The organism is Actinoplanes sp. ATCC 53533 (genome assembly GCF_003947245.1).
In genome coordinates this window covers 55,075-61,815 of the sequence record NZ_QHHV01000029.1, presented here as the reverse complement: position 1 = coordinate 61,815, position 6,741 = coordinate 55,075, and the positions used below count along the sequence as shown (strand labels likewise).

Here is a 6,741-nt window from a genome sequence, read left to right as displayed (position 1 = left end):
GCCCCGGCGCGGTGGCTCGTCCCACTCGTCCTCGTCGGCGCGGGACCGGGTGGAACGCGCCTCACGGGCCGGCCTCTCCCGCAGCCGATCCTGCCGGTCCCGGCCGCGATCCCGTACGCCGCGACCGCGCTCCTGCTTGTCACGCTCCTGCTCGCGGGCTTCCTGCTCGCGAGCCTCCGGGTCCCGGCGTTCTTGGTCGCGGCCTTCTTTGGCACGGCCTTCTTCGGCACGGCCGCGGTCCTGCTCACGGTCTTCGTCGTCGCGGCCCCGGTCCTGCTTCCGGCCGCCGTCCAACACCTGCAGAGCGGGACGGAACGGGTCGGTGTTGCGGCCGGCGCGCGGGGACCTGGTGCGCTGGTCGCCCTCGCGCACGGTCCGGCCGCGCGGCGTGTACGCCCGCGCGTCGCCGATGCCGCCGAAACCGCGGGCCCGGTCGTCGTCGCGACCGGAGCCGTCGGCCGGCGGCAGCTCAGGAGAAGCGCCGCGCCGGGGCTCCTGGCCCCGGCGCGGTGTCCCGTTGGCGCGGGGCGGCACGCGTTACCGCCCGGTCGCCGAGGTGGTGTCCTGCGCGGTGACGGCCACCTCGCCGCTACCCGGCTTCGGCACCCCGAAGACCTTGCCGTCGGGCAGCCGGATGTACGCCGGGTTGTCGGCCTTGACCAGGCCCAGCCGGCGGGCGGCGGCGTCCAGGCTGCCCGGGCTGTTGTTGGCGGCGATCTCGTTCTCCAGGTCCTGCTGGGTGGAGTCCAGCTTGGCCTGCTGCTTCTGCAGCGTGTCGATCTCGAACGAGTTCTCCGCCGTCTTGGTGTTGATCAGCAGGATGCCGATCACCCCGGCCACGACGACCGCCACCACCAGCGCGATGAACGGCGCGCGGGGCGCGTTGATCGGCGCGGGCGGCGCCACCCGCAGGCGCGGCGACGTGATCGGGGCACGCTGCTGGTCGGCGGCGAGCTTCAGGGCGGCGCTGCCCTGGGTCGCACCGGCCGTCGGGTAGTGGCGCGCCCCCCGGGCGCCACCGCCCGCCGGCGTGCCGGTCGTCTTGTCGGCCGGCTTACGCCGGCCCTTGCCACTCTGCTCCGTGGTCCGGCCCCCCGACCGCGGCGCAGTGGTCATGCGCTCGCTCAATGCCCCTCCCCCTCCTGGCGTGACCCCGGGCGTGACCGCCCTTTTCCCCCGTGCGGTGCCGACAGCCGGGGCCGTTCGCGGGCGGTCCCGGGTGCCTGGTCGTGCTGGTCGATCCGTTCCACCGCGCGCAGCTTCACCGAAGCCGCCCGCGGGTTCTCCGCCACCTCCGCCGCGCTGGGCGGCTCCGACCCGCGGGTCAGGAGCCGCACCGAGGGGCCCGTCCCGGGTAGTTCGACCGGCAGGTCGATCGGCCCGGTGCTGCGCGCCCTCGCGGCGAAGGCGCGCTTGACGATGCGGTCCTCCAACGATTGATACGACATCACCACAAGGCGCCCCTTCGGGGCCAAATGATCCAACGCCGCCGGAACCGCCGCCTCGACCGCGGCGAGTTCCGCATTTACCTCAATTCGTAGCGCCTGAAACGTTCTCTTCGCGGGATTTCCACCCGTTCGCCGCGCGGCGGCCGGGATAGCGTCCCTGACCAGGTCGGCAAGGCTCGAGGACGAGACGATCCGTTCCTTCGCACGCTGCTTGACGATCGCCGAGACGACGCGCGTGGCGAACTTCTCCTCGCCGTACACCCGCAGGATGCGGACGAGCTCGCCCGGCTCGTAGCCGTTGACGACCTCCTCCGCGGTGATCCCCCGCGACTGGTCCATGCGCATGTCCAGCGGCGCGTCCCGGGCGTAGGCGAACCCACGGTCCGGCTCGTCGAGCTGCAGCGACGAGACGCCGAGATCGAACAGGCCACTGTGGAAGACCCGGTGGCCCAGGTCTGCCAGCACCGCGGGCAACTCGTCGTAGACCGCGTGCACGAAGTGCGTCCGCTCCGCGAACCGCGCCAGCCGCTGCCGGGAGTGCGCGAGCGCCTCGGTGTCCCGGTCGAGTCCGATCAGGACCACCTCCGGGTACCGCTCCAGCACCGCCTCGGCGTGCCCGCCCAGGCCCAGCGTGAAGTCGACGTGCACCGCACCCGGCGCCGCCAGGGCGGGGGCGAGCAACTCGAGGCAGCGCTCGAGCAACACCGGCACGTGCGTGCCGCGAAGCTCCCCCATGTCGACCCCCATTGCCTGCTCTTTCCGCGCTCACCCGGTCCGGCCCGCATCGATCCCCCGATGCCGGCCTACCCCGGTCGTCTGTCCGTACCGCCAGATCCCCATCCGCTCGTGCCCGTTGCCATCGGGCGCGCCCGACCGGACACACGCCTGGCACCGGGGAAGAGGCGCCAGGAGCGGGAGCGGCTGGAGATCTCGCAGTACGGCGGCAGCGACGTCCGGGCCGTTCACAGGCCCACAGGTGCCACGCCTCACAATCCGCCGGGCAGCACCCCCTCCTCGATATCGGCGAAGTCGTCCTCGCTCGCCGAGAGGTACTGCTCCCACGAATGCTTGTCCCAGATCTCCACCCGCGTGCTCGCACCGATCACCACGAGCTCGCGGTCCAGCGCCGCGTATTCCCGCAGGTGTGCCGGGATGGTGACGCGACCCTGCTTGTCGGGGATCTCGTCATGCGCACTGGCGAAGAACACCCGGCTGTATGCCCGGGCGGCCTTGTGGGTGACCGGCTGTTCGCGCAGCTGGCCCGCGATCCGCTGAAACTCCGGCATCGGGAAGACGTAAAGGCAACGTTCCTGCCCCTTCGTGATCACGACACCTCCCGCCAACTCGTCGCGGAACTTCGCCGGAAGGATCAGTCGGCCCTTGTCGTCCAGGCGCGGGGTGTGCGTGCCGAGGAACATCGGCCCAACCCCCCTGCCCCCCGGCGCCGCCGCAGAGCCAGCTCTGCGTGGACCACCTGTCGTCTGGGCCGGCAAATCCCCTCGGAATCAGCTCCTCCTCAGGCCCTGCCACTGCGCTCCACTCTACTCCACTTCCCTCCACTCGCAACAAGAATGACGGCTTCTGCGAGCCGGATTCGCGGATGTATCCGCACGTCAGAGCAGGTGGAGCGGAAGTGGAGGGCCGGGCGGGCCCGACCATGGTCCACTTTCCGACATGCCGCCCACCCGGGCACGAAAGTCCCCCGATTTCGGGCTTTGGGGAAGGGTCGACTGCCCTTCAAGACTCCGCCGGGAGGAAAGTGGAGGGAAAAGTGGCGCGGACACGACAGTGGGGCGCGACCCGCCCGGGTCGCGCCCCACTGAACTGTCGTACTGCTCTTACTTGTGCTGTCCTGCCCTACCGACGTGTCACGCTCAGACGAGGCGCCGCACGACGTAGTTCGAGCCGTACATCTTGTGCTTGCCCACGCGGGCGCCCGAGTGCGGCGAGTCCCACATGTAGCCGTTGCCCGCGTAGATACCCGCGTGCGTGCCGTACGAACCGGAGCGGAAGACGATCAGGTCGCCGATCTTCTTGTTGCCCTTGCTGACGGCCTTGCCGTACTTCTGCTGCGAGTTGGCCTTGTGCGGCAGCTTCTTGCCGACGGCCTTCTTGTAGACGTACATGGTGTAACCGGAGCAGTCGAAGCGCTTCGGCCCCGAGGCGGCGAACTTGTAGAGCGCCCCCTTGTGCTTCGCGGCCTCGGCGAGGATCTTGGCCGCGTTGTTCTTCACGGTGATCTTCGTTTGGCTGCTGCGCACCGAGGCGAAGCCCTTGGTGCCGGCGAAGATGGTCCGGTAGTACAGCGAGCCGCCGGGCTTGGTCAGGAAGGAGGCCACGCCCTTGGAGTTGGTCGACTTGGTCACCCAGGTCTTCCATGCCTTGCCGCCACGGATCTGCAGCTTGACCTTGCCGGTGACGGCCTTGCCGGTCTTCGGGTTGATCAGCTTGGTGGTCACCCGAACCGTCTTGCCCGCCGCGATCGACTTCCTGTTGTAGGAATTCGTGATGCGGGGCTTGACGGTCGCTGCTGCCACTGCCGCTGCCGCTGCGGTGACGGGGACCGGCGCGGCGGATGCCGGCGCGGTGGCGACCAGCTGGCCGGCGCAGAGGCAGAGGCCCAGGGACAGAGCGATGGAACCGGTGCCGGTCTTGCGGGGGCGCCGGTGCGAGGTGCGTTCGTGCACGGTAGAGATATCCCTCCGGCACGCCTGCGAGGTTAGCTGTCGGGTTCGGGCGGGAAGGTTGCCCGGCCACCGGTGGTGGCTTCACCCCGAGGTCCTCATCGGTTCGCCGCGAGCGGCGTTCCGTGGGACCGAATCTGGGTCCCCCGTCCCTGCCCCCGTATGCCTGTGTCGTTGTTCGCGATCACGATCGCGCCGCTCGGACCGGGGCAGGGCTCGGCGTGGTCCGTGGCGGTGCGAGCGGCGAGCGGTTGCTTACCGGCTCACCCTTGCTACCCGATTTCCGGTCGGACCGCTGGGGTGGTTTCGACTACCGAACGTGTTTGGCACATGGAACACTGTCCGGTTTGTAACCGCGCTGTGACAAATGCCGGTACTTACCGTGTTGAAGTGATCACCATTCGTCGAGGGTTGCGGGTGAAACACAACACACAAAAAGCCGCATCGAGGTCGATCATGGTCTGAGTCAAGGTCAGGAGAATGTGGCCGTAAACGCCCCCAGCGGCGGAAACTCGGCGCCGGGCGGTGGGGTGGAGATCATCCGTTCGGCCGAGGGTGCCGCCCGGCGGTGACCTGGACCGCTCCATCCACAGCGCCACTCGACGTAGTGTCCGTTTCCGGTACCCTCGTCGCCGTGACGGACGGGAAGATGCCCCTACGGGCCAAGGTCGCGACCTCCGTGTCGCGAACCGCTGCGGCGCTCTCGCGGGCGGCGGGCCGCGGCGACGGCTCGGTGATCGGCGGGTGGATAGGTCTCAAGATCGATCCTGACCTGCTGAGAAACCTGGCCGCCGGCCGCGCGATCGCGCTGGTCTCGGGGACCAACGGCAAGACGACCACGACCCGGTTCACCGCGGCCGCCCTCGGCGTGCTGGGCCCGGTCGCCACCAACTCCTTCGGCGCCAACATGCCCACCGGGCACACCTCCGCCCTGGCCAAGGCGGGCGCCACGCCGTTCGCCGTGCTCGAGGTCGACGAGCACTACCTGGCCCGGGTCATCGACGAGACCACGCCGCGGGTGGTGGCCCTGCTCAACCTCTCCCGCGACCAGCTCGACCGCGCCAAGGAAGTCGCGATGATGGCGCAGATGTGGCGGACGGCCCTGGCCGCCCACCCCGACGTGCACGTCGTCGCGAACGCGGACGACCCGATGGTGGTCTGGGCGGCCATCAACACCGAGCACGTCGTCTGGTTCAGCGCCGGCCAGCGCTGGCACGACGACTCGTTCGTCTGCCCGGAGTGCGGCTCGCCCATCGAGCGCGCCAACGGCGACTGGCGGTGCACCGGGTGTCCGTTGCGCCGTCCGCAGGCCCAGTGGACCGTCGAGGACGACGGCGTCGTCGACCCCCGCGGCGACTGGCACCTGGTCAAGCTGCAGCTGCCCGGCCACGTCAACGTCGGCAACGCCGCCACCGCGCTGGCCGTCGCCGCCGAGTTCGGCGTCCGGCCGATCGAGGCGGTCCCCCGGCTGGCCGGGGTCACCTCGGTGGCCGGCCGCTACGCCCAGGTCGATCGGGACGGCCGCAACATCCGGCTGCTGCTGGCGAAGAATCCGGCGAGCTGGCTGGAGGCGTTCGACATGGCCGAGGTCGCGCCGACCCTGCTGTCCATCAACGCCCGCGACCCCGACGGCTTCGACACCTCGTGGCTCTACGACGTCGACTTCTCCCCGCTGCGCGGGCGGCAGGTGCTGATCACCGGCGACCGGGCCTATGACCTGGCAGTTCGGCTGGAAGTGAACGATGTGGCCTTCCGGCACGTTCAGACCTTTGACGAGGCGATCCGGGACAGTCCCCCCGGCCGCCTCGAAGTGATCGCGAACTACACGGCGTTCCAGGACATCCGAGCGGAGTTGGACCGTGTCAACTGAGAGCACCCTGCGGATCGTGTGGATCTACCCCGACCTGCTGTCGACGTACGGCGACCGGGGCAACCTGCTGATCCTGGGCCGCCGGGCCGCGCTGCGGGGCATCCCGGTGGAGACCTACGAGGTCCGCTCGGACCAGTCGATGCCCACCACCGCCGACATCTACCTGATCGGCGGCGGCGAGGACGGCCCGCAGGCGCTGGCGGCCCAGCGGCTGATCACCGACGGCGGCCTGCGCCGGGCGGTGCACCAGGGCGCGGCGGTGCTCGCCGTCTGCGCCGGCTACCAGCTCTTCGGCAGCGCCTTCTTCGCCAAGGGCGCCAAGTGCGCCGGGCTGGACCTGCTGGACATCAGCTCGGACCGCGGCGAGACACGCGCCGTCGGCGAAGTTCGCGGCGACATCGATCCCCGGCTAGGGTTGCCCCCGTTGACCGGTTTCGAAAACCACGGCGGCCGGACCCACCTCGGTCCGGGGGTCGCACCACTGGCCCGGGTGACCGCCGGCATCGGCAACGACGGGCAGACCGAAGGCGCCTGGCACGGCAAGATCCTCGGCACCTACGCGCACGGTCCAGCGCTGGCCCGCAACCCAGCGATAGCCGATCTGCTACTCCGCTGGGCGATCGGCGCGGATAGCCTTACACCGCTCGACGACACCTGGGCCGACCGGCTCAGAGGCGAGCGGCTCGCCGCAGCGGGCGCCTCCTGACCGCACGGCGCTCGACCAGCTGACCTGGACCGA

6 protein-coding genes, 1 pseudogene and 1 riboswitch are annotated in these 6,741 nt (G+C 70.2%); of the genes and pseudogenes, 2 read left to right on the top strand and 5 right to left on the bottom strand.

Features of this window, described 5'->3' with window-relative positions:
• The 5 genes and pseudogenes from DMB66_RS11790 to DMB66_RS11770 all read right to left on the bottom strand — a co-directional run.
• Positions 1 to 534, bottom strand: a pseudogene (locus tag DMB66_RS11790) (penicillin-binding protein); the annotation flags it as partial.
• Between the two features lie 3 nt (positions 535 to 537).
• On the bottom strand, positions 538 to 1,116 hold the full coding sequence (locus tag DMB66_RS11785) for a septum formation initiator family protein (protein ID WP_125804088.1): 579 nt from the start codon (positions 1,114 to 1,116) through the stop codon (positions 538 to 540).
• Between the two features lie 8 nt (positions 1,117 to 1,124).
• Positions 1,125 to 2,195, bottom strand: a complete 1,071-nt coding sequence (gene rsmH, locus DMB66_RS11780) for a 16S rRNA (cytosine(1402)-N(4))-methyltransferase RsmH (protein ID WP_125804087.1) — start codon at positions 2,193 to 2,195, stop codon at positions 1,125 to 1,127.
• Between the two features lie 239 nt (positions 2,196 to 2,434).
• Entirely contained in the window at positions 2,435 to 2,866 is a 432-nt protein-coding gene (gene mraZ, locus DMB66_RS11775; protein ID WP_125804086.1) for a division/cell wall cluster transcriptional repressor MraZ, read from the bottom strand.
• A 456-nt stretch (positions 2,867 to 3,322) separates the two neighbouring features.
• Positions 3,323 to 4,135 (bottom strand): C40 family peptidase, encoded by an 813-nt coding sequence (locus DMB66_RS11770; protein WP_125804085.1) that lies wholly within the window; start codon positions 4,133 to 4,135, stop codon positions 3,323 to 3,325.
• 6 nt (positions 4,136 to 4,141) lie between these two features.
• Positions 4,142 to 4,263, bottom strand: a riboswitch (cyclic di-AMP (ydaO/yuaA leader).
• Between the two features lie 518 nt (positions 4,264 to 4,781).
• Between DMB66_RS11770 and DMB66_RS11765 the strand changes: the two genes are divergently transcribed.
• Positions 4,782 to 6,002, top strand: a complete 1,221-nt coding sequence (locus DMB66_RS11765; protein WP_125804096.1) for a MurT ligase domain-containing protein — start codon at positions 4,782 to 4,784, stop codon at positions 6,000 to 6,002.
• Entirely contained in the window at positions 5,992 to 6,708 is a 717-nt protein-coding gene (locus DMB66_RS11760; protein WP_125804084.1) for a type 1 glutamine amidotransferase, read from the top strand. Before DMB66_RS11765 ends, DMB66_RS11760 begins: the two co-directional genes overlap by 11 nt.
• Positions 6,709 to 6,741 lie beyond the last annotated feature (33 nt).